General features: G+C 71.4%; 27 protein-coding genes and 1 tRNA gene. 14 read left to right on the top strand and 14 right to left on the bottom strand.

The genetic code is table 11. From position 1 onward, the window contains the following. Nucleotides 1-15: 15 nt before the first annotated feature. On the top strand, nt 16-588 hold the full coding sequence (locus tag ABZ815_RS02920; RefSeq protein ID WP_357693285.1) for a TetR/AcrR family transcriptional regulator: 573 nt from the start codon (nt 16-18) through the stop codon (nt 586-588). Between the two features lie 74 nt (nt 589-662). Continuing rightward, the gene (locus tag ABZ815_RS02915) at nt 663-1,052 is read left to right on the top strand and encodes a nuclear transport factor 2 family protein (protein WP_357693284.1); all 390 of its coding nucleotides are present in this window, start codon (nt 663-665) and stop codon (nt 1,050-1,052) included. Nucleotides 1,053-1,070: 18 nt separating this feature from the next. Here ABZ815_RS02915 and ABZ815_RS02910 read toward each other — a convergent pair whose 3' ends face one another. Continuing rightward, complete coding sequence (locus tag ABZ815_RS02910; RefSeq protein ID WP_357693282.1) at nt 1,071-1,397, bottom strand: CU044_2847 family protein; 327 nt, start codon at nt 1,395-1,397, stop codon at nt 1,071-1,073. Nucleotides 1,398-1,604: 207 nt separating this feature from the next. Between ABZ815_RS02910 and ABZ815_RS02905 the strand changes: the two genes are divergently transcribed. Together ABZ815_RS02905 and ABZ815_RS02900 are read left to right on the top strand one after the other, a co-directional pair. Next, nucleotides 1,605-2,024: a hypothetical protein gene (locus ABZ815_RS02905; RefSeq protein WP_357693280.1), complete on the top strand. Its 420-nt coding sequence runs from the start codon at nt 1,605-1,607 to the stop codon at nt 2,022-2,024. Nucleotides 2,025-2,026: 2 nt separating this feature from the next. Then, a complete protein-coding gene (locus ABZ815_RS02900) occupies nt 2,027-2,251 on the top strand; it encodes a helix-turn-helix transcriptional regulator (protein ID WP_357693278.1) in 225 nt (74 codons plus the stop codon). On the opposite strand, the gene ABZ815_RS02895 is transcribed toward ABZ815_RS02900, so the two are convergent. Continuing rightward, nucleotides 2,248-2,724, bottom strand: a complete 477-nt coding sequence (locus ABZ815_RS02895) for a transcriptional regulator (protein WP_357693276.1) — start codon at nt 2,722-2,724, stop codon at nt 2,248-2,250. The genes ABZ815_RS02900 and ABZ815_RS02895 overlap by 4 nt on opposite strands. A gap of 97 nt (nt 2,725-2,821) precedes the next feature. Between ABZ815_RS02895 and ABZ815_RS02890 the strand changes: the two genes are divergently transcribed. Further along, nucleotides 2,822-3,001, top strand: a complete 180-nt coding sequence (locus ABZ815_RS02890; RefSeq protein ID WP_357693275.1) for a hypothetical protein — start codon at nt 2,822-2,824, stop codon at nt 2,999-3,001. On the opposite strand, the gene ABZ815_RS02885 is transcribed toward ABZ815_RS02890, so the two are convergent. Beyond that, nucleotides 2,979-3,602, bottom strand: a complete 624-nt coding sequence (locus tag ABZ815_RS02885) for an FMN-binding negative transcriptional regulator (protein WP_357693273.1) — start codon at nt 3,600-3,602, stop codon at nt 2,979-2,981. The two genes, ABZ815_RS02890 and ABZ815_RS02885, sit on opposite strands and share 23 nt — an antisense overlap. A 46-nt stretch (nt 3,603-3,648) precedes the next feature. Between ABZ815_RS02885 and ABZ815_RS02880 the strand changes: the two genes are divergently transcribed. Further along, complete coding sequence (locus tag ABZ815_RS02880) at nt 3,649-4,977, top strand: aminotransferase class I/II-fold pyridoxal phosphate-dependent enzyme (RefSeq protein ID WP_357693271.1); 1,329 nt, start codon at nt 3,649-3,651, stop codon at nt 4,975-4,977. A 17-nt stretch (nt 4,978-4,994) separates the two neighbouring features. Here the strand turns inward: ABZ815_RS02880 and ABZ815_RS02875 are convergent, their stop codons facing one another. Continuing rightward, nucleotides 4,995-6,374, bottom strand: a complete 1,380-nt coding sequence (locus ABZ815_RS02875) for an MFS transporter (protein ID WP_357693269.1) — start codon at nt 6,372-6,374, stop codon at nt 4,995-4,997. Nucleotides 6,375-6,507: 133 nt separating this feature from the next. On the opposite strand from ABZ815_RS02875, the gene ABZ815_RS02870 reads away from it, so the two are divergent. Continuing rightward, a complete protein-coding gene (locus ABZ815_RS02870; protein ID WP_357693267.1) occupies nt 6,508-7,218 on the top strand; it encodes a hypothetical protein in 711 nt (236 codons plus the stop codon). 12 nt (nt 7,219-7,230) lie between these two features. Here ABZ815_RS02870 and ABZ815_RS02865 read toward each other — a convergent pair whose 3' ends face one another. The 3 genes from ABZ815_RS02865 to ABZ815_RS02855 are packed head-to-tail and all read right to left on the bottom strand — an operon-like array spanning nt 7,231 to nt 13,269. Next, nucleotides 7,231-9,825 (bottom strand): LuxR C-terminal-related transcriptional regulator, encoded by a 2,595-nt coding sequence (locus ABZ815_RS02865; RefSeq protein WP_357693265.1) that lies wholly within the window; start codon nt 9,823-9,825, stop codon nt 7,231-7,233. A 49-nt stretch (nt 9,826-9,874) separates the two neighbouring features. Then, complete coding sequence (locus tag ABZ815_RS02860) at nt 9,875-10,036, bottom strand: hypothetical protein (RefSeq protein WP_185844989.1); 162 nt, start codon at nt 10,034-10,036, stop codon at nt 9,875-9,877. A 35-nt stretch (nt 10,037-10,071) separates the two neighbouring features. Continuing rightward, nucleotides 10,072-13,269, bottom strand: a complete 3,198-nt coding sequence (locus ABZ815_RS02855; RefSeq protein WP_357693263.1) for a BTAD domain-containing putative transcriptional regulator — start codon at nt 13,267-13,269, stop codon at nt 10,072-10,074. Between the two features lie 111 nt (nt 13,270-13,380). On the opposite strand from ABZ815_RS02855, the gene ABZ815_RS02850 reads away from it, so the two are divergent. Next, on the top strand, nt 13,381-13,899 hold the full coding sequence (locus ABZ815_RS02850) for a universal stress protein (RefSeq protein ID WP_357693261.1): 519 nt from the start codon (nt 13,381-13,383) through the stop codon (nt 13,897-13,899). Nucleotides 13,900-13,911: 12 nt separating this feature from the next. On the opposite strand, the gene ABZ815_RS02845 is transcribed toward ABZ815_RS02850, so the two are convergent. Continuing rightward, nucleotides 13,912-15,285 carry a PLP-dependent aminotransferase family protein gene (locus tag ABZ815_RS02845; RefSeq protein WP_357693259.1) on the bottom strand — a complete coding sequence of 458 codons (1,374 nt, stop codon included), beginning with the start codon at nt 15,283-15,285 and terminating at the stop codon, nt 13,912-13,914. A 67-nt stretch (nt 15,286-15,352) separates the two neighbouring features. Between ABZ815_RS02845 and ABZ815_RS02840 the strand changes: the two genes are divergently transcribed. Then, a complete protein-coding gene (locus ABZ815_RS02840) occupies nt 15,353-15,802 on the top strand; it encodes a carboxymuconolactone decarboxylase family protein (protein ID WP_357693257.1) in 450 nt (149 codons plus the stop codon). After that, nucleotides 15,799-16,962, top strand: a complete 1,164-nt coding sequence (locus tag ABZ815_RS02835) for an MFS transporter (protein ID WP_357693255.1) — start codon at nt 15,799-15,801, stop codon at nt 16,960-16,962. The genes ABZ815_RS02840 and ABZ815_RS02835 overlap by 4 nt, the downstream gene beginning before the upstream one ends. Here ABZ815_RS02835 and ABZ815_RS02830 read toward each other — a convergent pair. The 3 genes from ABZ815_RS02830 to ABZ815_RS02820 are packed head-to-tail and all read right to left on the bottom strand — an operon-like array spanning nt 16,945 to nt 20,308. Then, nucleotides 16,945-19,158: a heavy metal translocating P-type ATPase gene (locus ABZ815_RS02830; RefSeq protein ID WP_357693545.1), complete on the bottom strand. Its 2,214-nt coding sequence runs from the start codon at nt 19,156-19,158 to the stop codon at nt 16,945-16,947. The genes ABZ815_RS02835 and ABZ815_RS02830 overlap by 18 nt on opposite strands. 29 nt (nt 19,159-19,187) lie before the next feature. Continuing rightward, nucleotides 19,188-20,099: a hypothetical protein gene (locus tag ABZ815_RS02825; protein WP_357693253.1), complete on the bottom strand. Its 912-nt coding sequence runs from the start codon at nt 20,097-20,099 to the stop codon at nt 19,188-19,190. Then, nucleotides 20,096-20,308 carry a heavy-metal-associated domain-containing protein gene (locus ABZ815_RS02820; RefSeq protein ID WP_357693251.1) on the bottom strand — a complete coding sequence of 71 codons (213 nt, stop codon included), beginning with the start codon at nt 20,306-20,308 and terminating at the stop codon, nt 20,096-20,098. The genes ABZ815_RS02825 and ABZ815_RS02820 overlap by 4 nt, the downstream gene beginning before the upstream one ends. A gap of 258 nt (nt 20,309-20,566) precedes the next feature. Here ABZ815_RS02820 and ABZ815_RS02815 point away from each other — a divergent pair, with 258 nt between their 5' ends. From ABZ815_RS02815 to ABZ815_RS02800, 4 genes are all read left to right on the top strand, one after another. Then, the gene (locus ABZ815_RS02815) at nt 20,567-21,019 is read left to right on the top strand and encodes a hypothetical protein (RefSeq protein ID WP_357693249.1); all 453 of its coding nucleotides are present in this window, start codon (nt 20,567-20,569) and stop codon (nt 21,017-21,019) included. A gap of 718 nt (nt 21,020-21,737) precedes the next feature. Beyond that, entirely contained in the window at nt 21,738-21,857 is a 120-nt protein-coding gene (locus ABZ815_RS02810; protein ID WP_020542320.1) for a DLW-39 family protein, read from the top strand. A gap of 15 nt (nt 21,858-21,872) precedes the next feature. Next, nucleotides 21,873-22,601: an HAD-IA family hydrolase gene (locus tag ABZ815_RS02805; protein ID WP_357693247.1), complete on the top strand. Its 729-nt coding sequence runs from the start codon at nt 21,873-21,875 to the stop codon at nt 22,599-22,601. A gap of 15 nt (nt 22,602-22,616) precedes the next feature. Continuing rightward, a tRNA-Ala gene (locus ABZ815_RS02800) sits at nt 22,617-22,689 on the top strand. 83 nt (nt 22,690-22,772) lie between these two features. Here ABZ815_RS02800 and ABZ815_RS02795 read toward each other — a convergent pair. The 3 genes from ABZ815_RS02795 to ABZ815_RS02785 form a co-directional block, all read right to left on the bottom strand. Next, nucleotides 22,773-23,192: a hypothetical protein gene (locus tag ABZ815_RS02795; protein ID WP_357693245.1), complete on the bottom strand. Its 420-nt coding sequence runs from the start codon at nt 23,190-23,192 to the stop codon at nt 22,773-22,775. A 114-nt stretch (nt 23,193-23,306) separates the two neighbouring features. Continuing rightward, nucleotides 23,307-24,026, bottom strand: coding sequence for a tyrosine-type recombinase/integrase (locus ABZ815_RS02790; protein ID WP_357693244.1), 720 nt, complete (start codon nt 24,024-24,026; stop codon nt 23,307-23,309). 323 nt (nt 24,027-24,349) lie between these two features. Beyond that, nucleotides 24,350-26,488 carry a tetratricopeptide repeat protein gene (locus ABZ815_RS02785; protein WP_357693242.1) on the bottom strand — a complete coding sequence of 713 codons (2,139 nt, stop codon included), beginning with the start codon at nt 26,486-26,488 and terminating at the stop codon, nt 24,350-24,352. Nucleotides 26,489-26,573 lie beyond the last annotated feature (85 nt).

Genomic DNA, 26,573 nt, shown 5'->3' with positions numbered 1-26,573 from the left:
GCTAGAATCGAGAGCATGACGATCCAGGCGCGCCGGGAGCGCGAGCGTGCGGAACGCGAGAAACTGATCATCACCGTCGCCTGCGAGCTGGCCGAGGCCGAGGGCTGGGAGGCGGTGACCACGCGGCGGCTGGCCGAGCGCATCGAGTACAGCCAGCCGGTGCTCTACAGCCATTTCAAGGGCAAGGGCGCGATCATGGCGGCCGTCGCCGTCGAGGGATGCGCCGTCCTCGCGGAGGAGCTGCGCGAGGCCCGCACCGCGGCTCCGGACGCCGGCAGCGCGCTCGCGGCCGTCGGCGCGGCCTACACGGCGTTCGCCGAGCGGCGTCCGGCGCTCTACGACGTCATCTTCAACCTGAGCGTCGATCTGCCGTTCGCGACGCCGCAGGCTCCCGCGGCCCTGCATGCGGCGTTCGGCGAGCTGGTGGAGGGGCTTCGCCCGCACGCCGGTGAGGAGGACCTGCCCCTGCTCGCCGAGACCTTCTGGGCCGCGCTGCACGGGCTGGTCACGCTCACGAGGGGCAAGCGGCTGCCGCGGGAGCTCCACGACCGTCGGCTTGAGCTGCTGCTGAGGCGGTTCGTGGCCTGACGGTTTGACCTTGTCACTGGCGTCAACGATTACCCTCGTCGCCCGCCCATCGACCGGAACGGACGACCACACCCATGAGCACGTCCCGCACCACCCTGCTCGACCTGGACCAGAGCTTCTTCGACGCCCTGGTGGCCAACGACCACGACCGCCTGAACGACCTGCTGACGGACGACTTCGTCCTGGTGGGGGTCGAGGACGGGACGGTCGCCGGGAAGGGCGTCCTGCTCGATCTGGTGGCTTCTGGAAGCCTTCGATTCCCGAAGATTGATTCGTTCCCGGACGAGGCGATCGTGCGGGTCATCGGGCAGGTGGGGATCGTCGTGGGGCGTACCGGGATGAACTTCACGAACCCCGATGGCAGCACGTTCAGCGCCGGGAGCCGGTACACGCATGTGTACGCGGCCGGGGGCGACGGGAGCTGGCGGCTCGTCTCGGCACAGGGCACCGCCATCAAGCCGTGAACAGGGGCTGCCGAACGGTCAGCTGTTCGGCTTGTGCCATTCTGCGGTGACCTTGAGGTGCGCCTCGCCCGTCGACTCGGCGACGACCACGCCGGCCTTGGCGGTGAGCTTCATGCCGAACTCCACCGCGATCACGTCCGGCGGCTCCGGGCATGATCGCATGCGGCGCAGGACGTCGGTGGCGAAGGTCTGGACGCGCTGGAGCCCCGCGCCCAGCGTCTCGGGCATGCGTTCGACGGCCGCGCGCGCCCGTCCGGCGGGGAGCGGCTCGTCGCCGGGCCGCTCGTCGACCTCCACGAGCACGGTGCCGCCGTCGTCGAGGGGAACCTCAAGGAAGTAGCGCACGGTGGGCCTCCTGTCCTGGGACAAGAGCAAGCATGCTGGACGGGTCCGCCCGGCGGTGGCTCTTTCGCCACGGCGGTGCTCCCGGCGGCCTGTGGACGGGCTCTCCGGCGAAAAGTTATCCACAGGATGGGGACGGTTGTCCACAGCAGTGGAGAAGTCTGAAATCATTGACATGATGTACAGAGCGTTTTACATTCCCTCCTTGTGATGTCGTACGAGGAAAAGGGCGCCTGGGTCTATCTCGTGGCGACGGTGGGCACCTACGTGGCCTACGTCATCGTCATCCTGGGCCGGGCCGGCGGCGGTCCGCTCAGCGCCGTCCCCTACGTCGCGCCGATGGTGTGGGCGATCGGCATAAGCATCGGCCTGTCGATCGCGGGCCGTATCGTGGTCGAGATCGTGAAGCCCAGCGAGAGTCACCAGAGCGACGTGCGAGACAGGGAAATCAACCGTTCCGCCCAACATGTCGGGGGCGTTGTCCTAGGGGGCTCCATGATGGTCCCCCTTGGTCTGACCATGGCGGAAGCCGACCACTTCTGGATCGCCAACGCCATCTACGCGGCACTCGTCCTGTCCGCCCTGGTAGCCACCCCGCTGAGGCTCATCGCCTATCGGAGGGGCTTGTAGGGATGGGCAAGCCGACCAAGGTCACCAATTCCATCAGGACTCTGCGGTTCACGCACGGCGAGATGACACAGGCCGAACTGGCCCAGCGGATCGGCGTCACGCGGCAGACCGTCATCGCCATCGAGCAGGGCCGCTATTCACCCTCTCTTGAGGTGGCCTTTCAGATCGCCAGGGTGTTCCGGGTGCCTCTGGACGACGTCTTCCAGTATCCGGACCCCGAAGGCTAGTTATCCACAGGCGCGTCGGTTTTCCACAGGCTGTCGAGAGCGGCGGCGACGGCCGCGATGGAGTCGTGTGCGGAGCGGATGCGGGCGGTCTGGGCCTCGTCCGTCCAGCCGAGTCGCAGGCCCTCCTCGGCCAGCGCGTCGAACGCCGTGAACGCGGCCAGCTTCTGGCGCAGCACCTTCGACCAGGCGTCGTCCTCGATCCGGTAGAAGACGTTGCGCTCCCCCGGCCTGCGGAGCTTGTGGACGAGCCGGATCGACGTCAGGAGCTGCATGGTCGTCGTCAGCGACGCGCGGCTCGCGCCGATGGCGTCGGCGATGTCGGACGCGGCCTGCGCGGGCGGGTCGCAGACCATGAGCCAGCCCAGGACGCGGCCGGTGATCGGAGCCAGACCCCACTCCTCGGAGACGAAGTCCGCCACCCGCTCGACCCAGTCGAGCACCTGCTCCCGGCCGGGGCCGTCCGGCGCATCCATGTAAGACCTCCCCTTGCGTCGCGATCCCAGCCGACATCACTCTTCGCGAGCTGTCAAATACCGGGAGTGGCGACGGCGGGCTGCCAATGCTGAATCCGTGATCGCTGTCATGCTGCTGCCCCCCTGGTCCTGCCCGAGCCGACCTCGGTCGTCCGGGCGCGGGGTGAGGGCCTGGATCACGGTGAAGCACCACTACGGGCTGACCGTCACCCACCGGGAGAAGCGGGCCCTCATCCGCATGCTGCGCACCTGCTTCAGTGCCCTGCCATCCTCCTGAGCTGCTGCTCCCTGGCTCCGGCGTCGCCCGGCAGGTCGCGTTCGGCCAGCAGGGCGGCCACCCGCTCGCGGGCCTCGGCGGGGTAGTGGCCGTCGTACTTGAACTTGGCGCGCACCTCCACCACCGCCAGGCGCAGCCCGCGCAGGCCGGGCAACTGCCGGTGGTACGGACCCTCGCCGGCCGCGACGACGCCGTGGGCGCCGTCGGGCTGGAAGTGGGCGAGCTGGCGGCGCAGGATCTCCGCCTTGGCCTCGGGGTCGTCCACCGTCTCGGCCCGGCAGGTGAGCTGGACGGAGGCGTAATAGCTGGTGGGCACGCCGGTCTCGGGGTCGCCCTTCCGCCAGCCGCCGGGGATGTAGGCGTAGTCGTCGTGCACGCTCAGCAGGACCAGCGGATCGCGCTCGATCGCCGCCCACACGGGGTTGGGCCTGGCCAGGTGGAGCAGCACCTCCGTGCCGCCGTCGAAGAGGAAGTGGGTGGGGACGACCACGGGCGGGCCGCCGTCGTGGCCGTTGGCGGCGAGCTGGCCGAAGTCGCGGGTGGCCAGCCAGGCCCGCCACTCGTCGTCGTCGCGTGCCGCGTCCCAAGGATGGATGAGCACGTGAAAACCCTCCCGTCGGGGTTTGTATTAGTACATAATGTTTTTTGTGTCAGGAACATACACGATCGTTGGGGGGACGGCCAGCGAGATCGCGGCGGGCGTCGAGGCCGCCGTGTCCGCCGGGCTGCTCCTCCCCGGTACGCACCTGCCGCCCGTGCGCGAGGTGGCCGCCATGGCCGAGGTCAGTCCGAACACCGCCGCGGCGGCGTACCGGCTGTTGCGGGAGCGCGGGGTCGTCGAGACCGCGGGCCGGCGCGGAACCCGGGTCAGGCCGCGTCCGGCCACCACGACCCGCGAGGAGATCCGCATCGAGGTGCCGCCGGGCGCGCGCGACCTGTCCCACGGCAATCCGGACCCGGCTCTGCTGCCGCCGCTGCACGACGCGCTCGCCGCCGCGGCGAGGGCGCACGAGCAGCGTCCGGCCATGTACGGCACGGGCGACGACGAGGAGCTCCTCTCGCTGGCCGCCGCCCGCCTGCGTGCCGACGGCGTGCCGGCCGCGCCGCTGGCGATCACCTCGGGCACCCTCGACGCCGTGGAACGCGTCCTGATCGCCCACCTTCGTCCCGGCGATCCGATCGGCGTCGAGGACCCGGGCTGGACGGCCCTGCTCGACCTGGTCGCCGCCCTGGGGCTGCGGCCGGTCCCCATGCGGCTGGACGACGAGGGTCCGCTGCCGGACGAGCTCGACCGGGCGTTGCGGGCGGGCGTACGAGCGGTGGTGATCACGGCCCGCGCCCAGAACCCCACCGGCGCGGCCGTCACCGCGTCGCGGGCCGCGGACCTGCGTGCCCTGCTGGACACCCGGCCCGACGTGGTGCTGATCGAGGACGACCACGGGGCGAGCCTGGTGGACCTCCCCCTCCATCCCCTGGCCGGCGTGACGACCCGCTGGCTGCTCACCCGCTCGACGGCCAAGGCGTTCGGCCCTGACCTGCGGCTGGCGCTGGTCACGGGCGATCCCGTCACGCTCGGCCGGCTGCGCGGACGGCAGCGGCTGGCCGCGGGCTGGGTCAGCCATCTGCTGCAACGCGCGGTCGCCCACCTGTGGCGCGCGCAGGCCGTGGACACCGCGGCCGTCGCCGCCGCCTACGCCGGACGCCGGGACGGCCTGGTCGAGGCGCTGGCCGCGCGTGGCGTACGGGCGCACGGCCGCAGCGGGCTCAACGTCTGGGTCCCGGTCGCCGACGAGACCACCGCGGTCACCCGGCTGCTGGCGCTCGGCTGGGCCGCCGCGCCCGGCGCCCGCAACCGCGTTCGGACGCCGCCCGCGCTGCGCCTGACGGTCTCCACGCTCGGGCCCGACGAACTTCCGCGCCTCGCCGACGACCTGGCCGTCGCCCTCCGTCCGCCCACGACCGGCCGGTACGGCTGACGTCACGGGCCCCGCGGTCAGCGGTGCGGTTCCAGGGACATCGCCGGGGCCGGCTCGGGACACCGCGGACGGCGTGCCGAATGGGCCAGCACGCCCAGGGCGCCCACGATGAGCACGAGCAGGGCCGCCCTGGTGGCCGCGGGCCAGCCGGCGTCCAGGGAGCCGAAGAACACCGCGCCGGTGATCGTGCCGCCGAGCACGCCGCCGGTCTCCTGGACCGTCCCCAGCACCCCGGCCGCCGCGCCCGCGCGCTCCCGGCGTACGGACGCGAGGACCGAGGAGAGCAGCGGCGACATGAGCAGGCCCATCCCCGCGCCCGCCACCAGCAACGCGCCCGCCACCAGGTACGGCGACTCCCCCGCCTGGTAGAGCAGCCCGAGCCCCAGCAGCAGCGCCAGCGGGCCGACCGGGCGCGGCACCCGGGCCGAGCGCGGCGAGGCCAGGAAGAAGCCGACGTTCAGCGCGGTGCACACCGCCCCGGCGGCCAGGGGACCGAGGCCGAGCCCGTCCTGGAGGTGGAGGGCGAGCACGAACGACAGGCCCGCCGAGGTGCCGAACAGCAGCGCGACCGCCGCCAGCCCGGTCGCGAACCCCTTCTCGCGGAACACCTCCAGGTCCAGCAGCGGCTCCCGGCCGGTCGCCGCCAGCCGCCGCTGCCGCCGGACGAACGCCGCCAGCGTGAGCGCCGCGCCGCCCAGGCACGGCCACGTCCACTGCGGCCAGCCCTCCTCGCGCCCCTGGACCAGCGGCAGCACGACGCCCACCAGCCCCGCCGCGACCAGCGCCGCCCCCGCCAGGTCCAGCCCGGCGCGCGCCCCGGCCCCCGCGACGCCGGGGACCAGCCGCCTGGTCAGCGCCAGCGCCGCCAGCCCGATCGGCACGTTGACCAGGAAGCACGCCCGCCAGCCGAGCCCGAGGGGATCGGCGGCCACCAGCAGCCCGCCGACGACCTGGCCGCTCATCCCGGCCAGGCCCACCACCGTGCCGTACCAGCCGAACGCCCTGGCCCGGTCCGCGCCCGGGAACAGCGTCCCTACCAGCGTGAGGACCTGCGGGGCGAGCAGCGCCGCCGCGACGCCCTGCGCCACCCGGGCGAGCACGAGCGCGGCGGTGTCCGGCGCGCCGCCGCAGGCCGCCGAGGCGAGCGTGAACAGGGCCAGCCCGGCGGCGAAGAGGCGGCGCGGCCCGTAGAGGTCGCCGAGCCGTCCCGAGACGATCAGGCCCGCCGCGTACGCCAGCCCGTACCCGGCGATCACGAACTGGCTCGCCGCGTCGCCCGCGCGCAGGTCGGCGCGGATCGAGGGCATGGCCACGTTCGCGACGAAGAAGTCGAGCGTGGTCATGAACACCGCGACCAGCAGCACGGGCAGGGCCGCCCAGCGAGGACGGAGGGACATCAGGGACTCCAGGGGGGAGGAACCGGGCGGTGGGAGAACACCGGCGGGCGCCGGACGGTTGACCTCACCCTGGAGGCGGGCGCTTATGGTTTCCTGCTGATGAGCTACGGAATCAGCGTCATAATGACGCTCAATGCCGAAATTTCAGGGCCTGGGGGAGTTTGCGGCGGCGATCGCGCCCGTCATCGACGCCGCACACGTCAACGTGCACGCCGCCGCCGGCAGAGCCCTCCTTGACCTGGTCGAACGCTCCGGCCTGACCGCCGGGCTGCTCAACGACCTGCGCTTCGTGCTGCCCCTGCGCCCGGTGACCACGGCCGCGCTCGCCGCCGTCCACCGGTACGGCGACGTGACCGAAGGCGTCGACGTCCACGTGCGTGAAGGGGCGCTCGAACGGGACGCCGACGGGGCACTGCGGCTGACGGCCCAGGGCCGGGCGTTCGTGGACGGCCTGTACGCCGCGCACGCCGAGGCGGCCGGCCGCGTCTGGGCGGGCCATGACGTGACCGCTCTCGCCGCGTCGGCGGGCGGCGTGCTCGACCGGGCCGTACGCGTGCCGGGCGGCGCGCTGGAGGTGATGGCGCCGCCGTACGAGCCGGACGGCGCCCCCGCCGGGTTGCTGCTGTTCAACCGGCTCGCGGTGCTGCGCTACCACCGGGCGGACGCGCACGCCGAATCCTGGCGCGCGGCCGGGCTGACCGCGGCCGGGATCGTCGCCCTGAGGGACGGACCGCTGCGGGACACGATCGAGGCGGACACGAACCGGCGGGCCGCCGCGCCGTACGAGGCCATGACGGCCGCCGACCGCCAGGCCCTGTACGACGGCCTCCTGGGCCTCGTCTGAGGCTGCCCTCGGTTACAGCGCAGCCAGGAGGCGGCCCACCTGGGTGCGGTCGTTGACGCCCAGTTTCTCGTAGGCCGCCTGGAGATGGTTGGCCGCCGTCCGGGTGGACAGCGTCAGCCGGTCGGCGATCTGCCGGTTCGTCAGCCCGGCCGCCGCCAGCTTGACGATCTCCCGCTGGCGCGGCGTGAGCTCCGGCGTGGCCAGCTCGACCAGCGCGGGCGTCGAGACCCCCGGGCACCGCCTGGCCAGCGCCCACGCCCTGGTCTGCGCCCCCTTGGCCAGCGTGCCCCGGCCGTCCCGGCGGTGGGCCGCCGACTCCTGGGCGAGGGCCTCGGCGGCGTACAGGATCAGGCCGAGCCGCTCGAACTCGGCGGCGACGTCCCGCAGCTCGGCGGGGTCGCCGGCGGCCCGCGCGTGCCGGGCGAACAGCCCGGCCAGCGGTCCGTCCACGCGTTCGGCGAGCGCGGCCAGCCGCCGGGCCGCCAGGGCGGGCGCGCCGAGCCGCACCAGGTCGTGCAGCGCGAACATCAGCTGCCCGAACTGCTCGTGCTGCTCGGCCAGCCCGGCGGCCGACAGGCACAGGCTCACCGCCTCGTCCAGGTCGCCCGCCGAGGCCGCCACCCAGACCGCCGCCTGGAGCACCGGCTGCCGGGTGAACGCCCACCGCGAGGCTGACTCCTCGGCCTCGGCCAGCACGGCCCGAGCCGCCGTCGTCTCCCCCAGCAACGCCCGCGCATGAGCCAGCTCGGCCAGGCACCGCCCCCGGTACGGCGTCCGCGCCGGCAGCCGGGCCGCGTCCTCCCTGGCCCAGCGGGCCGCGCCGGCCGCGTCGCCGCGCAGCCTGCCGACCATCGCCCGGTACGCCCCGAACCCCGACACCGCCGGTTCGGCCGCCGCCGGCTCCATGCCCTCCGCGGCCGTCCGCTCGGCCTCGTCCAGCCGGGCGGAGAACACCTGGGCGGCGCAGCGCGCGTCCAGCAGGGTCGGCAGCGCGTGCGGGGCGTCGTCGTCCCAGTCGTCCATGGTCGTGAGCGCCCGCTCGACCACGGCGAGCGCACGTTCCGCACGGCCCGAGTAGGCGTCGATCCACGCCTCCAGCCCGGTCGCGTGCGCCGCGCCGCGCACGGTCATCGGCTCGCACGCGCGCGCCCGCGCCAGCGACCCGGCGGCCCCGGTCAGCCGCCCGGCGAAGAAGTCGGCGACGCCCCGGTAGACGTGCGCCTCCTGCCGCCAGGCCGGATCGGTCAGCGCCTCGGCCGCCAGGTCGAGCACCCGGCACGCCTCGCCGTCCGCGCCCGCCCAGGCGAGGTTCATGCCCAGGCTGAAGGCGTGCTGCGCGCGCTCGCCCTCGGTGACGGCGTTCCTGGCCGCCTGCCGCAGCGCCGTCAGAGCGGCGTCCGGGTCGCCCAGCACCATCAGCACCTGGCCGAGCAGCGCGACGGCCGCCACGCCCGCGCCCGCCTCGATCGCGGCCCTGGCCAGCCGGGCCGCCAGCCGTGGGTCACGCCTGGCCCAGGCCAGGTCCGCGGCCGACAACAACATCTCGGGCGCGGCGGCCGACCCGCTGTCCAGCCGCCAGACGGCCGCGCGCAGCTCGTCCTCGCGTCGCCGCAGGCCGCTGGCCTCCAGGGCCTCGGCCAGCGTCCGCAGCCGCCGCCTGGCCCGTAACGTGCCGCAGTCGCCGCGGACCACCTCGCCGTACAGGGGGTGGCCGAGGCGTACCTGCTCGCGCCTGCCGTCGCCGGCGACGGCGACCAGGCCGCGGGCCTCGACCCGCTCGACCGCGCGTGACGAGGTCAGCGCGACCAGCAGCTCGGCGCCCACCGGCTCACCGAACGCCACCAGCTCCAGCACCTCCCGCTCGTCCGGGTCCAGGTGGCCGATGCGGGCGCCGACCAGCTCGCGCAGCCGGGTCGTCATCGACAGCTCGCCCCGCCAGCGCCACTCGCCGCCGCTCTCGGCCAGGCAGCCGGACGTCCGCCCGGCGTGCACGACCTCGCGCAGGTAGAGCACGTTCCCGCCGGTGACGTCCGCCAGACGCCGTACGGTCCCCGCCGCCACCTCGCCGCCGAGCGCGCCCGCCAGCACCTGGCCGACCTCGTCCTGGCCGAGCGGCGGCAGCTCGATCCTGGTCAGCAGCTCGTCCTTCCACAGGGCGACCACCGGTGCGGGCAGCGGGCCGCCCGTACGCACCGTGACCAGCACCCTGGCCTCCCCACCCGCCGCCAGGTGGTGCACCAGCGCGGCCGAGGCCGCGTCGAGCCGGTGGGCGTCGTCCACGCTCACCAGCAGTTCTCCTTCTCCCCTGCCTCCCCTGCGCAGGTGCCGCGCGGCCCAGCGCAGCAGGTTCTCGCCACCGTGCGGCGGACCCGTCAGTACGTGGGCGAACGCCCCGAACGGGATCATCGACGCGGTCTCCGTGCCCAGCACGCGCACGACCTCGTACCCGTCGAGCCCGGCCAGCGCCTGCGCGGCCAGCCTGCTCTTGCCGACGCCCGCCTCACCGGCGATCATCACGCCGGCTCCCGACCGCAGCGCCTCGCGCACGGTCGCGATCGATCCCCCTCGCCCGACGAACGGCCATCCGCTCCCCAGCTGCTCGCTCATCGTGCCTCCTCTCACCACAGATGGTGGCGAGCCGAGGTTCGCGCGAGGTTCAGGCGGGATCGCGGTTCAGGCCGGCCGCGTTCAGCAGCAGGGTGATCACGGCGTCGGCACCGCTGAACGGCACCGGCTCGCCCCCCACCTCTTCGAGCAGCCCGCGGAGCTGGCCGCCGGATTGCTCGGGCTCGACCAGCCGTACGATGACCGTCCTCATCGGAGCACCATCTCCCCGGACGGTTCAGGTCTGGTTCAGGTGGGGTAGGGCGCGGGCTCGACCTCCAGCTCGCGCATGCGCTCGGCGTACAGGTGGTAGCGCCTGCGGGCGTCGCCGCGCCGTCCCGCCAGGTCGAGCACGCGTACCAGGCCCAGGTGGGCGCGTTCGTCGTAGCCGTCGCGCTCCAGCAGGCGCAGCCAGTGGCGGGCGGCCTCGTCGTAGCGCCGCTCGCGGGTGCGCGCCGCGGCCAGCCTGGCGGCGGCCTGCACGTAGGCCAGCCTCGCCTGTTCGCGCAGGCCCACGGCCCAGTCGGCGTAGGGGTCCTCCTCGCAGAACTCGCCGCCGTACGCGCTCTCGGCCGCCGTCCACAGCTCCAGCGCCTCGGCCGTCCGGCCGGTCTGCTCCAGCCGTACGGCTCCGGCGGCCAGGTCGAGGAAGCGCTCCACGTCGACGTCGGCGTGCGCCAGGTCCAGGCGCAGCGCGCCCTCCTCGGAGACCACCAGGTCGTCGGCGGGCCGTTCGTGGGCCGGGTCGAGCACCGCGCGCAGCGTGGAGACCATGACGTTGAGCCGCCGTAGCCCGACCGTGTCGTCCGCCTGGTCGGGCCAGAGGATCTCCACGAGCCGTTCCCTGCTGATCGCGCCGCCCCGGCGGCTGACCAGGATCTTCAGCAGGTCGCGGGCCTTGCGCGACTGCCAGGCCGTACGCGGGACCGGCACCGCGCCGCGCAGCACCCGGAACGTTCCCATGGTCTCGATCACCACCGTCGCCCCCGTCACGGGCGCCGCGCGGGCGATCAGCTCGTCGATCCGGTCGTCGAGCGCCCGGCAGCCGATCGCGTGCATCCGCTCGCGCACGCGTACGGCCACCTCGCCCCCGCTCACCGGGTCGGCCAGGGCCGCCCGCACCAGCTCGGCCCTGGCCCGCCCGATCGGGTCGCCGAGCGCCGCCCACCTGCGCACCGCCTCGTCGGCCTGCGCCGGATCGCCGTCGAGCCGGGCCCGCAGCTCGCAGATCACCGCCTGGGCCGCGTGGTCCCTGCGCTCCACGGCGACCGGCTCGGTCTCGTCGAGCAGCCGGACGGCCTCCTCACGGCGTCCGGCGGCCACGGCCACGTGCGCCGCCGCCACCCGCGCGGTGACCCCGGCGATGCCACCGGCGTGCACGAGCGCCTGCTCGGCCACCTTGGCGGCTTCCTCGGGATCCTCCTCGGCGAGCAGCTCGGCCAGCGCGTTGAGCGCGTTTGAGCGGGTCTGCACCTCGCCCAGCGGGCCGGTCTCGGCGATCACCCGGCGGTAGACGGCGGCCGCCTGGCCGCGGTCGCCGCGCAGCGCGTGGATCTCGCCCAGCCTGACCAGCCCGACGCTGACCAGCCGCGAACCCATCGCCTCCCACCTGGCCACCGCGTCGGCGGCGTCGATCGCCGACTCCTCCAGCCGGCCGAGCCCGACCAGCGCCTTGGCCCGGTTCGCCACGTTGAGCGCGGCGTACGGCGCGAACGACACCAGGTCGCACAGCCGGCCGGCGGCCTCCGTCTCGGCCAGCGCCTCGGCGTAGGCGCCCTCGTCGAGATGGCGGGAGGCCCGGTTGGCCCGGATCCTGATGAGCTGGACGATGTCGCCGGCGCGTTCGGCGTACTCCAGGGCGCGCAGGTAGTAGGCGTCGTTGGCGCGGCGGTCGCCGTCGAGCGCGGCCAGCATGGCCAGCACCGTGTTGGCCATCGCCAGCGCGCCCGGGTCGCCGAGGCCGCCGGCCTGCTCCAGCGCCTGGTCGGCCAGCTCGGCACAGCCCGCCCGGTCGCCCTTCAGCCACAGCACCGAGGCCATGGAGGCGGCGCACATGGCGGCGTCGGCGGGCGGCGAGCCGTACGCGTGGCCCTTGGCGTACATGGCCATGGCGGCGTCGAGGTCGCCGCGCAGGTGGTCGATGAAGCCGAGCCGCCTGGCCACGAACGCGTCGAAGGCGGGGCTGCCCGCCACCCGGGCCAGCAGGTCGTGGGCGCGGGTCCAGTGGCCGCGGTTCTGCTCGGCGATGCCGGCCAGCCTGAGCATCGGCGGGGAGCTCCTGGCCTGCTCGGGCAGCAGGTCGAGCGCCGCGATCACGTCACCGCGTTCGGCCAGGCGGGGGCCGTGGGAGTTGAGCAACGACGCGGCGAGCTCGGGGTGGGCGGTCGCGACCGCTGCGCGCAGGGCCAGCTCGGGCTGGTCGTGCTCGACGTACCAGCGGGCGGCGACCGCGGCCACGTCGTGGGCCTCGTGCCGGTCGAGCGGGGCGTGCCTGGCCAGGACGTGCCTGCTGGTGGAGGTCAGCCGGTGGCCGTCCTGGTCGGCCTCGATGAACAGGCCGCGGCTGGTCAGGGCCGCGAGCGTGTCGGGCGGCGCGCCGAGCGTGGCGGACAGGCCTGCGGTCAGCACCGGCAGGACGGTCGCCGCGCGCAGCAGCTCGCGCATACCCTGCGGCAGGTCCTTGAACGCGGCGAGCGTCAGGTGTTCGAGCGTGGCCGAGCCGGCGGTCAGGCTCGCCGCGGTGCGCGGCCAGCCCGCCGGCTCCTCGCGGGCCAGCGTGTCGAGGGCGGCCTGGACGGCGGCGGGCCAGCCCGCGCAGGCCTCGTGCACCCTGGCGGCGATGCCCGCGCCCTGCTCGCCCAGCCGCTCGCGGGCCCAGGCGGCGGTCTCGGACGGGGTGAGCGCGAGGTCGGTGGCGTCGAGGTCGAGCACCTCGTGGTCCTGGCGCAGCCGGGCCGTCGGGAACGGCAGCGGCGCCCGCGAGGCGGTGACCAGGTGGAGGTGCCGGGGCGCGGCGCGGACCAGCGTCTCGACGTAACGCACCGAGCCGGGCGCGCCGGTGATCGCGTCGACGCCGTCGAAGACCAGCGCGAGCCCTCTGGTCAGCCGCCGGGCCAGTGCCTCGGCCAGCGCGCCCGCCAGCGCGGCGGCCCTGGACAGCTCGTCGGCGCCGGGCCCGAGCGGCGCGCCGGCCGCGGCCAGCAGCTCTGGGGGCAGCCCCGGGACGGCCTCGGCCAGCGCCGACGCCACCGAGCCCGCCAGCGTCGGCAGGTCGCGGTCGGCGGGCCCGAGCAGGTGCAGCACCGCGCCGACGGCGTGGCTCCAACCGGCGAGCGCGATCGACTTCCCGTAGCCTGTAGAGGCCACGAGCGTGGTGAGCCTGTGCGTAAGCGCCCCGTCGAGCCGCCGGTCGAGGGCGGGACGGGGTTGCACCCACCCGCGTTCCACCCCCGCATGCTACGCCCGGGTTCGCGGAGGACTCCAGAGTTCGCAAAGTGCCACCTCCCGGTAACTGGCCGGTTGGCGCACTATGGTCGTACTTCATTTCCAGGAGGCACCGTGGAACAGGATCTGCCTGGCGGTGTGAGGCTGATCGTGGGGGTGGACGAGTCCCCGGCCTCGCGCTGGGCACTCGCCTGGGCCATCGGCGCGGCCAGGCTGCACCGGATGGCTCTGGTGGCCGTTCACGTCAGTCGCGCGCCCGTCCATCCCTTCCCCGAGGCGCTGCCCGTGCAGCACGCGATCCGTCAGGGCGAGGAGACCCGCTGTGCGGAGGTGATCACGGGCGTGTTCGAGGACGTCGCCGGCGGCATGCCCGACGACCTGCGCGTGGCGACGGTCAGCAAGGTCGGCGACCCCGGCTACCATCTCGTCGACCTGGCCCGTGAGGGCGACCTGCTGGTGCTCGGCCGGGGCAGGCGCAGGCTGCTGAGCCGGATCCTGCTGCCCTCCACCAGCATGTACTGCGCCCGCCACGCCAAGACGACCGTCGTCATCGTGCAGCAGCCGTCGCCGCCGGACGATCCGGAGCTGTCGGGGGAGCGGGCGCGGCGGTTCTGGAGCCGCCGGCACTACTGACGGCGTCCGGCTCTACGGGCCGGTCAGGCTGTCGATGAGCAGGCGCAGGCCCGGCCCGATGTCGTGCGGGCCGATCGCGCCGTAGCCCAGGACCAGGCCCCGCTGCGCCGGGCTCTCGCCGCAGTACGCGTCGAGCTGCTCGCCGGCCACGTCCGGCGCGGGACGCAGCGACACGCCCGGGGCCAGCCGGGCGCACACGTGCAACCCCGCCGCGGACGGGATCAGCCGCAGCCGATCGTCCCCGGCCAGCGTCCTGGTGACCAGGTCGTGCCGGGTGGCGTACACGCGGGTCGCCTTCCTGATGTGCCTGGCCAGCAGGCCCTCGTCGATGAAGCGGGCCAGCGCGGCCTGCGTGGGCACGTCGCCGTGCCAGTCGGAGAGCTGCCGCGCGGCGCGCAGGGCCGGGCCGAGCGAGGCGGGGGCGACGAGGAAGCCGAGCCTGAGCATGGGGAGCAGGGTCTTGGAGAACGAGCCCACGTAGATGACCCGGCCCGCCCGGTCGAGGCTCTGGAGGGGTTCCAGCGGACGTTCGCCGAAGCGGAACTCGCTGTCGTAGTCGTCCTCGATCACGACGGCGGCGCGGCGTTCCGCCCAGGCGAGCAGGGCGGCGCGGCGGGCCAGCGACATGGGCGTGCCCAGCGGGAACTGGTGCGAGGGCGTGACGTAGACGAGGCTCGCCGAGCGGGGGATGGCCGAGACGTCCAGGCCCTCGGCGTCCACGGGCACGCCGACCACGCGGGCGCCGAGCGAGCCGAACAGGCGGCGGGCGGGCGGGTAGCCGGGCTCCTCGACGGCGACGGTCGTGCCGGGCTCGATCAGCACGCGTCCGACGAGGTCGAGGGCCTGCTGCGCGCCGTTGGTGATCAGGACGTCGTCGGGCCCCGCATGAACCGACCGACTGATGCCGATATGCCGGGAAATAGCCTCACGTAGAGGCTCATAGCCGGACGGATCGGCGTACGTCGCCAGGCCCACCCGCAGCTCCCCGGCCACCAGCCTGCGCCAGGTCTCCATCGGGAACAGCCGCGCGTCCGGCACGCCGACGCGGAAGTCGTACCGGGCGGGCGGCTCCTGGACGGGCGCGCCAAGCTCCCGCCAGAACGCGCGCGGCCTGACCACCCCCTTGGGCGCGGCCCGCCCGCGCACCGGCTCGGCCGACACGAACGTGCCCGCCCCCGCCCGGCCGATCAGGAAGCCGTCGGCCACCAGCCGGTCGTAGGCCACCCCCACCGTGTTCCTGGAGATCTCCAGCCGGCGGGCCAGCTCCCTGGTCGGCGGCAGCCGCTCGCCCGAGCGCAGCCGCCCGTCGAGGATGGCGTCGAGCAGTTGCCGGTAGACCTGTGCGGCCAGGTCACCGCGCCCTTGGAGGCTGATGTGAACGTCCAATTTGGCCCAATCAACTTGGCGGAAATTGGAGCTTATATCGGGACAAGGGGGCGGCCAAAATGAGCACATGACCGAACGCATGGAACTCGGGAAGTTCGCCGGCGAGGCCTACAAGGCGATGGCCGGCCTGGACAGATTCGTGGCCCAGAGCACCCTCCCCAAGCCCCTCCTCGAACTCGTACGGCTGCGCGCCAGCCAGATCAACGGCTGCGTCTACTGCGTGGACATGCACAGCTCCGACGCCAAGCAGGCGGGGGAGAGCGACGCCAGGCTGCACGCCGTGGCCGTCTGGCGCGAGGCCCCCTTCTTCACCCCTGAGGAACGCGCCGCCCTGGCCTTCACCGAGGCCGCCACCCGCCTGTCCACCGACGACGTCACCGACGAGGTCTGGGCCCAGGCCGCCGCGCACTTCGACGAGCAGCAACTGGCCGCGCTGACCGTGGCCGTCGCCACCATCAACGCCTGGAACCGGATGGGCGTCGCCACCCGTATGACCCCGGAGTCGTACAAGTCATGAGACGCGAGCGCGTCCTCGCCGCCGCGCAGCTCGCCAACTCCATCGGCGACGGTGCCTACCTGGTCACCTCGGCGCTCTACTTCGCCAAGGTCGTGGGCCTGTCGGCCACCGAGATCGGCCTCGGCCTCACCCTGGGCTGGGCGGTCGGCTCGGTGGCGGGGGTGCCCCTCGGGCACCTGGCCGACCGGCGCGGGCCGCGCGGCGTGGCGGTGCTGCTCGCGCTCACCACCGCGGTGGCGGCCGGCTCGTTCGTGTTCGTCCACTCGTTCGCGCTGTTCGTGCTGGTCGCCTGCCTGTACGGGACCGCGCAGACCGGCCTGTCGGCGGCCCGCCAGGCCCTGCTGGCCGGGCTGATCGAGCCGGCACGCCGCACGGTCGTGCGGGCGGTGCTGCAGTCCACGCTCAACGGCGGCATGGCCGTCGGGGCCGCGCTGGGCGGCGTCGCGCTGACCGTCGGCACCCGTGCCGGATACACCGCGGTGTTCGCGCTGGACGCCCTGAGCTTCCTGGTGGCCGCGCTGGTCCTGCGCGCGCTGCCCGCCGTGCGGCCCGCGCCCGCCGCGCCGGGGCCGCGGCTGGCCGTGCTCAGGGACCGGCCGTACGCGCTGGTCACGCTGATCAACGCGGTCATGCTGTTCTACATGCCGCTGCTCAGCCTCGTGGTGCCGCTGTGGATCGCGCAGCGCACGTCCGCGCCCACGTGGATGGTCTCGGTGCTGCTCGTGCTCAACACCGGCAGCGTGCTGCTCTTCCAGGTACGCGTGGCCCGCCGGGTGCGCGATTTGCGGGACGCCTCCTCGGCCGTCCGCAGGGCCGGGTTCGTGATGTTCGCCGCGTGCGCGGTGTTCGCCCTCAGCCCGTACGGCTGGATCTTCCTGATCGCGGCGGCCGGCATGCAGGTGGCCGGGGAGATGTTCCTGGCTGCGGGGGCCTGGGAGATCGGGTTCGGATTGGCCCCCGACGACCGGCAGGGCCAGTACCAGGGCTTCTTCGGCACCGGCACGGCCGTGGCGAGGATGCTCGGCCCGGTCGTGCTCACTGCGCTCGTGCTCGACGGGGGAACCGTGGGCTGGCTGCTGCTGGGCCTGGCGTTCATGACGGCCGGCGCCACGATGGCACCGGCCGTCAGATGGGCCCAGCGATCACTTGAACCGGCGTAGCCGCAGGCTGTTGCTCACCACGAAGACGCTGGAGAAGGCCATCGCGGCCCCCGCGATCATCGGGTTGAGCAGGCCGAGCGCGGCCAGCGGCAGGGCGGCCACGTTGTAGGCGAAGGCCCAGAACAGGTTGCCCTTGATCGTGCCGAGCGTCCGGCGCGACAGCCTGATCGCGTCGGCCGCCACCCGCAGGTCGCCCCTGACCAGGGTCAGGTCGGAGGCCTCGATCGCGGCGTCCGTGCCGGTGCCCATGGCCAGGCCCAGGTCGGCCTGGGCGAGCGCGGCCGCGTCGTTGACGCCGTCGCCGACCATCGCCACGACCTTGCCCTCGCCCTGCAGCCGCTTGACCACGTCGACCTTGTCGGCGGGCAGCACCTCGGCGATCACCTCGTCGATGCCGACCTCGTCCGCGACCTGCCGGGCGACGGCCTCGTTGTCACCGGTCAGCAGGACCGGGGTGAGGCCCAGAGTCCGCAGCCTGGCGATGGCCTCCGCGCTCGTCTCCTTGACCACGTCGGACACCACCAGCAGCGCCCTGGCCTTGCCGTCCCAGCCGGCGGCGACCACCGTGCGGCCCTTGGCCTGCTCCTCCTCCAGGGTGGCGGCCAGGTCGGCGGGCAGGTGCTGCGACCATTCGGCCAGCAGCCTCGGGCGGCCGACCAGCACCGCGTGGCCGTCCACGATGCCCTGCACGCCGAGGCCCTCGACGTTCGCGAAGTCCTCCACGGTCGCGTCGGACTTCGCCTCCCTGGCGATGGCCTGGGCGATCGGGTGCTCGGAGGCGTGCTCGATGGCGCCGGCCAGCCGCAGCACCTCCTCGCGGCTCTCGCCCTCGGCCAGGTGCACGTCGACCAGCGTCATCTTGCCCTCGGTGACCGTGCCGGTCTTGTCCAGGACGATGGTGTCGATGCGGCGGGTGGACTCCAGCACCTCCGGGCCCTTGATCAGGATGCCGAGCTGGGCGCCCCTGCCGGTGCCGACCAGCAGCGCCGTGGGCGTGGCCAGACCGAGCGCGCACGGGCAGGCGATGATCAGCACGGCCACCGCCGCGGTGAACGCGGCCCCCGCGCCGTTGCCGGTGCCGAGCCAGAAGCCCAGCGTGCCGAGGGCCAGCGCGATCACGATCGGGACGAAGATGCCCGAGACGCGGTCGGCCAGCCGCTGCACCTCGGCCTTGCCCGTCTGGGCCTCCTCCACCAGCTTGGCCATCTGGGCGAGCTGCGTGTCCGCGCCGACCCGGGTGGCCCGCACGACCAGCCGGCCGCCCGCGTTGACCGTCGCGCCGGTGACCGCGTCGCCGGGCCGCACCTCGACGGGCACGGACTCGCCGGTCAGCATCGAGGCGTCCACCGCGGAGGTGCCCTCCTCGATCACGCCGTCGGTGGCGACCTTCTCACCCGGCCGCACGATGAAGGTGTCGCCCGACTTGAGCTGCTCGACCGGCACCCGCCGCCCGTCGGCCAGCTCGACGTCCTTGGCGCCCAGCTCCATCAGGGCCCGCAGCGCGGCCCCCGCCCGCCGCTTGGAACGCGACTCGAAGTAGCGCCCGGCCAGGATGAACGCCGTGACCCCCGCCGCGGCCTCCAGGTAGATGTTGCCCGAGCCGTCGGTGCGCTCGATGGTCAGCTCGAACGGGTGCGTCATGCCCGGCGTGCCCGCCGTGCCGAAGAACAGCGCCCACAACGACCAGCCGAGCGCGGCCAGCGTGCCGATGGAGATCAGCGTGTCCATCGTCGCGGCGCCGTGGCGCAGGTTCGTCCAGGCGGCCTTGTGGAAGGGCCAGCCGGCGTAGACCACGACCGGCGCGGCCAGCACCAGCGACAACCACTGCCAGTTCGTGAACTGCAACGCCGGGACCATCGCCATCGCGATCACCGGCACGCTCAGCGTGACGGCGGCGATCAGCCGGTCGCGCAGCGGCCGCAGCTCGTCGGCGGGCTCGGCCTGCTCCTCCTGCCCCTTCCGCTCCTTGGCGACCGGGAGCGCGGCGGTGTACCCGGCCTTCTCGACCTCGCTGATCAGCGACTGGGGGTCGAGCCCGTCGGGAAAGGTGACCTTCGCCTTCTCCGTCGCGTAGTTGACCGTCGCGGTCACGCCGTCGAGCTTGTTCAGCTTGCGCTCGATGCGGTTGGCGCAGGACGCGCACGTCATTCCGCCGATCGTGAGCTCGACGGCCATTTCCTCGGTGAGGGAAGACATCATCTCTCCTTTCCCAGCGTCTCAGCGTCTCAGTGGCCGTGGGGGGCCGACGGCTCCGCGGCGTCCGCGTCGCCCTGCGTGGCGCGGACGGTGAAGTCCGCGGTACGGACCTCGTCCCCGTGCTTGAAGTCGAGGAACAGGCGGTAGTCGCCGACGCTCGGCACCTCGGCGTAGAAGGTGATCTGCGGCCCGGCCTTCTCGCTCTGCTCGGGGTGCACGTGCAGGTAGGCCAGGTCGCCGGCGCGGAGGGCGACCAGGTGACCGTACGCGCCCAGGTAGGGCTGCAGGTCGGTGACCGGCTTGCCGTCCTTGTTCACCGTGAGGGTGAGCTTGCTCGCCCGCCCGGGGACCAGGTCTCCGTCGAGGCTCACAGTGTAGTCGCCGACCTTCGAGGAGCGGCTCGCCTCGGGCAGCGGCTTCGGCCGGTAGTCGCCGGCGGCCTGGACGTCGGCGCCGAGCGTCAGCTTCTCGCCGCCCGTCGGGGCGAAGTCGGCGAAGGCCCGGTACGCCCCCGCCTCCGGCAACGTCAGCCCGACCGACCAGATGCCGTCGGGGGTCATCTCCGGATGAAGGTGGAGGAACGTGGTCAGATCGCGGGAGACCACGATGAAGTGCAGCTTCTTGTCGTGCTCGACCTGGTAGTCGGTCACCGGCCGGCCGTTCGGCCCGGTCACCGTGAAGCGGAAGTCAGTGGCCTTCCCGGTCTCGACCGGGGTCAGCGGGTTGAGGGTGTATCCGTTCTGCGACACTTGCAGCCCCCCAGGGGTATCGCTGGACGCCTGCTTCGGCGCGTCGTTGCTCCGGCTCTCCGTCATGGCGGCGTGGTTCTCCTGCGGCGGCTCCTGGGACACCGGGCCGACCACCCGCCCCACGCCCAGGGCCCCGCCGAAGACGACGGCGAGCCCCAGGACGTAGGAGCCGAGTTTGGCGGCCGTGTTCACGACTGCCCGACAAGTTCGTATCCGGCCTCTTCGACCGCGGCGGCGATCGAGGAGGACTCGACCTGGCTCTCGCTGGTCACGGTGAGCAGGCCGCTGGCCAGGTCGACCTCGACACCGGTGACGCCGGCCACGCCGCCGACCTCCTCCTTCACCGAGCTCACGCAGTGGCCGCAGGTCATGCCCTTGACGGTGTAGGTGGCGGTGCTCATTACGGTCTCCTTCGGCGTTGTTCCGGTTCCTGTCGAATACACTCTAACACGGTACCCCCCTAGGGTATTTCGAAGGGGTGTGAGATTCAGCTCACTGTTTCGCGCACGGCCGGTTCGCGCATGAGCGCCGCGTCGGCGACGGCGGTCTGGAAACCGTCGGTGAGCCGGCCCTTCGAGGTGGCTGCGGGCCGTCATTACGGCCAGGTCGAGTGGTAGGTCGTGTGACGCCTCCCCTCGGCGACCAGGCTGGCCGGCAGCATGTTCGTGGTGAAGCCGCTGGTGAACCGCAGCCTCGTCACATCCGTGGCCGGGGCGGCGAGTCCGGTCACGATCAGCGGCTTGGGTCCCGAACCTGCCGGGCGGCCTCGGCGTGACGCCGACCATGAAGGTCATGATGGCCACAGTCATGGGCACCTGCCTGGCGGTCCGCTGGACGACCAGGAACGGCGCGAACAGGACGACCCCGCCGACTCCGCCGAGCCCGGCGATCCGGCTTCCGGCGACGATGGCATGGACGACCAGCCCGGCCGCGACCGAAACGGCTTTCACGAGGTCGCCGCCGCCACGCCTGCCGCCACGCCTGCCGCCGTCGCCGCGCCTGCCGCCGCCGTGCCCTCGACGCATCACCGAGTACCTGAGCCGGCCCTGGGGGTTCGTCATCCGCATCCCGATCGGCCTGGCCACCCTGGCCGCGACCGGCCCGTCCCATGAGATGCACGCTGCGGCGCCGCCCGCGGGAGCTGCGGCGCCGTACAGGGCCATGGCCTTGCCCGGCTCGCGAGGATTGTGGACGAAGAGCGTCACGAGCAGGGTCATCGCGGCGGGGGCGATCAGCGCGCCACCGACGCCCTGCACCGCGCACCCGGCGATCTTTACCGAGGCCGTGCCGGCGATCACGGACCTCGCCGATCAGCGCCGCTCAGTCGGTGACGAACATCCTTCACGCCCCGAACAGGTCGGACAGCCGCCTGCCCACCCGCCGAAGACCACGACATAGGCGTTGAACACCCGTTGCAGCCCGTCGGCCGAGAAGTCGAGGTCCCGCGGCATTTCTGGCAGTTGGACGTGTCCAGGGTCGCCGTGAGCTGGGCGGTATGACGCCCTTCGTTCTGTAATTACCCGAGGGGGGTATATCGGAAGGCGACGGAAACGTAACATACCCCCTGAGGTATGTCGAGCGCGCGGGACGTCCGGATATTTGGCATGATCGGGATGTTGTCCGAAGTGATTGGCAGGTTGCCCAGGACGGGATGGATAAAGGCCGGGGTCGAAGGGATGATCCAGGCCGGGCTGAAGGCTCGTTCTACGCACAAGCCACACATCGGGTTCGTGCGCGACACAAGGAGCGCAGCCATCCCTTGCTAGGCTGCATGTCAACCGTTGGGTCTCACCCCGGCAGGTGAGACCGTCGAAGAAGTGGGGTCACACCGTGAAGAAGCTGCTCGTTCTGGCGCTGATCGCCCTTGGGGGGTTGCTGATCTGGCGTAAGGTGCAGGCCGACCGCGCCGAGCTCGATCTCTGGACCGAGGCGACCGGCAGCGAGAACTAACCGACCGGCGAGGCGATGAGTGACGTCGTCCCCATCGAGCTGGCGTGCCTGGACCTGGCAGGCACCACAGTCGGTGACATCGCCATGGTCGAGCGCGCCTTCGCCGAGGCGATCGCCACCCAGGGCATAGTGCCCGGGACCGGAGCGTACGCGCGTGCCATGGTTCACGTGCACCGGTCCCGGGGCTGTCCCAAGATCGATGTCTTCCGGGGCATCTTCCCCGGCAACGAGGCCCAGGCCCAGGCGGCGAACCTGACGTTCGAGCGCTCCTACGAGGGTGCGCTGGAACGTGCCGGACTGGTGCCCGTCCCCGGAGTCGTGGAAGCGCTCGACAAGCTCCGCGGCACCGGGGTCAAGCTCGCCCTGATCACCGGGTTCAGCCGTACGACGTTGAGCCGCGTGCTCGGCGTCCTCGGCTGGCACGACAAGGTCGACCTGGCCATCTCCCCGGAGGACGCCGGCGGCCGCGGACGCCCTTGGCCGGACATGGTCCTGCACGCCGTGCTGCGACTCGGCGTGCAGGACGTACGGCACGTGGCGGTCGTCGGCGACTCGGAGAGCGACATGCTCTGCGGACGCCGAGCCGGGGCGTCCGTGGTGGCGGGGGTGATGACCGGGGTGCACAGCCGGGAACGGTTGCTCAAGGGCGGAGCCACACACATCCTGGACTCGATCGCGGACTTTCCGGGCTTGGTGCTGAGCGAGGACCTTGGGGCGACGCGGGTGGCTTCGTCGGCCCGGTAAGCTATCTTCGTCGAAGGGGCCTTAGCTCAGTTGGCAGAGCGCCTGCTTTGCAAGCAGGATGTCAGGAGTTCGAATCTCCTAGGCTCCACTCCAGGTCAAAGGCCACTACCCGTGATCGGGAAGTGGCCTTTTCGATCTTGTACAGCTGCAAAATACAGCTACAGCGACAACTCACCCCGGTTCCCGTGAGAGTGAGTCGACGAACGTCTCGGCTTCTGACTGGCTCATGTCTTCGCTGCTTCGCGCAAGAAAGACGGCCTCCTTACGGTTGCCGGCCTCGATCAACTTGCGAACCTGGGTGGGTAGGTCGCCCTCGTCGAACACCGGGAAGCCTGGCAGGACGCCACCAGTGCGCAGAACCCGTGCGACCTTCACCGCGGTTGGTCGAGATACCTGGGACTCCTCCTGGATCAGCGCTACGGCGTCGCGGATCCTGCCTGCCTCGATGAGGTCATGGGCCCGGACCTGAACATTGACAGGCGTCATGAAGTCCAGGTCGACGTAGATGCGCGTTACCTTGCGCTGTCTTATCCACCTGCTGATTCCGATCCCGGTGATCAACAGCAGCAGGACGAGGAGAATCGAATCCATCGCGTCTAAGCCATACATGCGGTGATCGTAGTGAGAGGCACCGACAGGTCAGAACCCCGTGAGCCATGCCAAAGGCCGCTCCATGGAGAAGCGGCCTTAAGGTGCGCGGATGGCTTAGGAACCGAGGTGCTGTCCCAGGCGCTTCAGCGCCTTGCGCGTTTCTTCTGACGAGACTTCGCTGTAAATGTTCATGGTCACCGCGATCTGTGAGTGGCGGAGGATCTGCATGGCTACGCGCGGGTGGACGTCGAGGGCCACGAGCAAGGATGCACAGGTCTTGCGGGTCGCGTGGACGTGGACTTTTCGTACTCCCGCCTTTGCGCAGGCGTTGGCGAAGCTGCGGCGGAAGTTGGACGGTTCGATGGACCGGCCGCTGGCTGTGGTGAAGACGAGGCCGGTGTCCTGCCAATCGTCGCCAGCTGCTTCCCGAGCGGTGTCGCGTGCCCGTTGACGGGCACGGAGGGCCGCCGTGACGATCTCGGGGAAGGGGAGCGTGGCGTCGGACGCGTCCGTTTGGTCTGGCGGTGCAGCAGCTTGCCAGCGACGCGCTGAATTTGCCAGCCGATTGTCATCTCGGCCTGGTCGAGGTCGACGTCCTCCCAGCGCAGACCAAGCGTTTCGCGCAGGCGTAGCCCGAGGACGAGCACCCAGGACGTAGGCGGGGTACATCGCGTCCTCGTTCTTGCGGGCCGACTCCAGGAAGGCCCGCGCCTCTTCGACCGACCAGGGCTTGACCTTGCGCTTTCGAGGGACGGGCATCTTGATGTTGGCGGCGACGTTGCGGGTCAGGATCTCCTCTCGTACGGCGTTGCTTAGGGCGGCCCGCAGAGTCATGTAGCGTCGTGGACAGTCCAATCGGAGGGGACGGCGTTACAGCACTTACCTACGGCGCAACAGTGCTGGCGGCGCTTCGGGTTGCTGTGGACTTTGGGGCGGGCGGCGTCCTTGCCCTGGTCGCCAAGCTGGCCGAGATCAGCATATCAATGAGCGATGAGCGGGCTCGGCCGGCGGTTCGCCCTCGCCCTATTGTGCATTACGTATAGGTGTTACAAACTTGTCTATCAGGCTGGCCGCAACTATGTATCAACGTAGGATTGCAGCCGGCAACGGTTCTCATCCGCGCGATCATCGCCCTTCGCCGGCTTTGGGGGTAGCTATCAAGAGGAGCGCCTCTGGTTCCTCTTAAACTCGATCAGGAGCTCTCTGCTTTCGATCGTGAAGGGATGATCGGAGCCGAGGTTGTTTTCCCGCCACGCCACGACACCATTCATTAGCTCGATGGCAAAATCCAAATGCCCAAGTGCGCACTGGATTCGGGCATAAAGCTGCTGAGCGCCCAGCGCGATCGGGTAGTTGGGGCCATAGCGACGTTGATATTTGTCGGCAACTGACCGGATTTGCTCGTCTGCCTCCTCAAGACGTCCCAGTTCGTATAGTGCCACGGCATAGTGGTGTCTTGCGAGCAGAGTAATAGTGTGCTCGGGGCCGAGGTGCCGCTCGCATTGTGAGGGCAGGGAAAGCAGTGCAGCGTTCTCTTCAGCGGCGAACTCAGAAGTGGATAGCATCAGCAGTAAGCTGACTTGGGAGCGAAGAGTCAACGGGTGGAAAGGCCCCAATGCTCTTCGTCGACCTTTCTCCGTAGCCCGGAGGAGTGAGAGTGCTTCGTCACGTCTGCCGAGGTTCAGAGCCACGAGGTAGAGGCCATGACTACTGTCCAGGGCGTCGGGATCGTCGGCACCGAACAGTCGTTCCTGAGTGGTGCGGACGTGTTGCAGTATCAGTTCCGCCTCAGAATATTGTCCCAGCCGAAACAGCGCTCGGCCGACCCTAGAGCGCGCGCGTAGCACAAGTCGGTGCTCTGCGCCGAGGGTTTGCTCCGCAAGGGCTGTTGCGGTACGGGCAGTTTCCCAGGCGGGCAGGTAGTCTCCGGTGCGGTGGAGCGCGATGGACAAGCGTGTCGCCACGCTCAATACATCAGCTACGGTGGCGGGATCCGTAACTCGACGCAACAAAGCAAGCATGTGGGGCGCGAACAGGCGTAGCTGCGGATTGAATGGGCCCGTGTCGGGAATCTCAGGCACTGCGGCATCGAGCAACCGGCTGGCTGTCGCGTTGAGAGTGGCGAGTGATTCAGGCGGCGTAGCCACGGCGACGCTGTCGAGCAGCACAGCGTGGGTCTGCACACACCGCACGCCAACGTCAACCAGCTCGGTGAGTGATTGATCGAGCAGCGCTCGCAGTGCTGTTTCAGTGCGGGTATGAGGGAGGACACCGCTGATCTCAGGCCTGTCCAGTAGAGACAACGGTAGTGGCTCGGAAGCGAAGCGAGCCAGGAGCCTGAGTAGCGCTACGGCTTCAGACAGCCCACGGGTCTCGAATGCATCGATTGTCAGCTGCCAGGTTCTCCCGACCAAGTGTCGATGATCCTCAGCGGACAAGACATCAGCCCCCTGATCCATGAGCTCGACGAGTTCCCCGTCCTGGAGGTGACGCCCGTAGACGTCCATGGTCCAGGGGGAGAGCACCTGGTGAGAGAGGAAACCGCCGGCGAGCGTGAGCGCAAGCGGCAGTCGTCCAAGCTGATCCGCGATGTTGGCAGCCTGCTCCATCGTGCCACTCTGCGGAGCCAGGTCACACAACACCCGTGCAGCGTCCTCGCGCGGTAATACTCCGATATGTTGAAGCTCCGCCCCTGGCCACCAGCGGGCTGCCGCTCGGCGCGTGGTGATCACAACGGTTCCGCGCGGACTGGTACGCAGCCAGCTGCCGTCCCAGAGGATCTCGGGGTCATCAGCGTTGTCGAGTACGAGAAGCCAAGACTCAGCAGACCGGTCAAGGTATCCCCATACAAGGTCAGCTCCGGGGCGAAGGCCGTTTCGGGCAGCCATCAATTCACCATCGCTGGCACCACGATCGGCGGCAACAGCGAGCATGCCGGCACGTAAACTCGCGCGCTCGGACGCGTTGACCCACAGACCGACTCGGCCGCCGATCTCTGTTGCGAATTGGAAGAAGGCATAGGCAACGGCCGTCTTGCCGCAGCCTCCCATGCCGTGAAGAACGAAGACCTCGCCGCCGGCCCCCACGGCGACACTCTTGCGCAAGCGCTCCAGCACCTCAACGCGATCACGCAGCACCACTGGTGCTCTGCCGACTGCTGGCCGCCGAACTGAGTCTGGACCGGCTTGGGCAGCTCCTTCGCTACCGTAGTAGTGGTGCTCATTGATGTGCTGGTCACCTGATGTCTGGTAGACGCGGCCACCATCCTCAGCGTGGCCATCCATCGCACCGCTCATGACTCGGTGACCTGTTGGTCTCGCCCAGCTTGCTGGACCCGAGCATGCCCGGATCCAGCGCCGTTCTGCGTGATCGCTGGGATAT

The sequence above is a fragment of the Nonomuraea sp. NPDC047529 genome, assembly GCF_040642995.1.
Lineage (GTDB): Bacteria > Actinomycetota > Actinomycetes > Streptosporangiales > Streptosporangiaceae > Nonomuraea.
This window is presented reverse-complemented; position numbering and strand designations above follow the sequence as displayed.

Excerpts from the sequence above, each read along its gene's own strand:
- ABZ815_RS02920 (WP_357693285.1), top strand. The coding sequence starts at position 16 with ATGACGATCCAGGCGCGCCGGGAGCGCGAGCGTGCGGAACGCGAGAAA.
- ABZ815_RS02915 (WP_357693284.1), top strand. The coding sequence starts at position 663 with ATGAGCACGTCCCGCACCACCCTGCTCGACCTGGACCAGAGCTTCTTC.
- ABZ815_RS02905 (WP_357693280.1), top strand. The coding sequence starts at position 1,605 with ATGTCGTACGAGGAAAAGGGCGCCTGGGTCTATCTCGTGGCGACGGTG.
- ABZ815_RS02900 (WP_357693278.1), top strand. The coding sequence starts at position 2,027 with ATGGGCAAGCCGACCAAGGTCACCAATTCCATCAGGACTCTGCGGTTC.
- ABZ815_RS02895 (WP_357693276.1), bottom strand. The coding sequence starts at position 2,724 with ATGGATGCGCCGGACGGCCCCGGCCGGGAGCAGGTGCTCGACTGGGTC.
- ABZ815_RS02875 (WP_357693269.1), bottom strand. The coding sequence starts at position 6,374 with ATGTCCCTCCGTCCTCGCTGGGCGGCCCTGCCCGTGCTGCTGGTCGCG.
- ABZ815_RS02870 (WP_357693267.1), top strand. The coding sequence starts at position 6,508 with ATGCCGAAATTTCAGGGCCTGGGGGAGTTTGCGGCGGCGATCGCGCCC.
- ABZ815_RS02865 (WP_357693265.1), bottom strand. The coding sequence starts at position 9,825 with ATGAGCGAGCAGCTGGGGAGCGGATGGCCGTTCGTCGGGCGAGGGGGA.
- ABZ815_RS02860 (WP_185844989.1), bottom strand. The coding sequence starts at position 10,036 with ATGAGGACGGTCATCGTACGGCTGGTCGAGCCCGAGCAATCCGGCGGC.
- ABZ815_RS02840 (WP_357693257.1), top strand. The coding sequence starts at position 15,353 with ATGACCGAACGCATGGAACTCGGGAAGTTCGCCGGCGAGGCCTACAAG.
- ABZ815_RS02835 (WP_357693255.1), top strand. The coding sequence starts at position 15,799 with ATGAGACGCGAGCGCGTCCTCGCCGCCGCGCAGCTCGCCAACTCCATC.
- ABZ815_RS02830 (WP_357693545.1), bottom strand. The coding sequence starts at position 19,158 with ATGTCTTCCCTCACCGAGGAAATGGCCGTCGAGCTCACGATCGGCGGA.
- ABZ815_RS02820 (WP_357693251.1), bottom strand. The coding sequence starts at position 20,308 with ATGAGCACCGCCACCTACACCGTCAAGGGCATGACCTGCGGCCACTGC.
- ABZ815_RS02815 (WP_357693249.1), top strand. The coding sequence starts at position 20,567 with ATGTTCGTGGTGAAGCCGCTGGTGAACCGCAGCCTCGTCACATCCGTG.
- ABZ815_RS02805 (WP_357693247.1), top strand. The coding sequence starts at position 21,873 with ATGAGTGACGTCGTCCCCATCGAGCTGGCGTGCCTGGACCTGGCAGGC.
- ABZ815_RS02795 (WP_357693245.1), bottom strand. The coding sequence starts at position 23,192 with ATGGATTCGATTCTCCTCGTCCTGCTGCTGTTGATCACCGGGATCGGA.
- ABZ815_RS02790 (WP_357693244.1), bottom strand. The coding sequence starts at position 24,026 with ATGACTCTGCGGGCCGCCCTAAGCAACGCCGTACGAGAGGAGATCCTG.
- ABZ815_RS02785 (WP_357693242.1), bottom strand. The coding sequence starts at position 26,488 with ATGAGCGGTGCGATGGATGGCCACGCTGAGGATGGTGGCCGCGTCTAC.